This window comes from Myxococcus llanfairpwllgwyngyllgogerychwyrndrobwllllantysiliogogogochensis (assembly GCF_006636215.1).
In the GTDB taxonomy this organism is placed as follows: Bacteria; Myxococcota; Myxococcia; order Myxococcales; family Myxococcaceae; genus Myxococcus; species Myxococcus llanfairpwllgwyngyllgogerychwyrndrobwllllantysiliogogogochensis.
Genome location: NZ_VIFM01000881.1, coordinates 1 through 415, shown reverse-complemented (window position 1 = coordinate 415; position 415 = coordinate 1). Strand labels below are relative to the sequence as shown.

Below are 415 nucleotides of genomic sequence, written 5' to 3'. Positions count from 1 at the left end.
CGAACTGAAACCTGTAGCGGGACGTTAATCATGACTACTCAATCCAGCCCGATTATCACAGAGATGAAGGTCATTCCGGTGGCCGGGCACGACAGCATGCTGCTGAACATCGGCGGAGCGCATAACGCCTGGTTTACCCGCAATATCGTGGTGTTAACCGATAACGCCGGCCATACCGGCGTCGGCGAAGCGCCCGGCGGAGAGGTCATCTACCAGACGCTGCTGGCGGCGATCCCGCAGGTGGTGGGCCAGGAGGTCGCCCGACTCAATCGCGTGGTGCAGCAGGTGCACAAAGGCAATCAGGCGGCGGATTTCGACACCTTCGGCAAAGGGGCGTGGACCTTCGAACTGAAGGTTAACGCGGTGGCGGCGCTGGAAGCGGCGCTGCTGGACCTGCTCGGCCAGGTGCTTAATG

The 415-nt window shown here is 61.2% G+C and carries 1 pseudogene; it reads left to right on the top strand.

Going from position 1 to position 415, the window contains the following annotated elements:
- Positions 1-30 precede the first annotated feature (30 nt).
- A pseudogene (gudD, locus tag FJV41_RS56180) lies at positions 31-415 on the top strand (glucarate dehydratase); the annotation flags it as partial.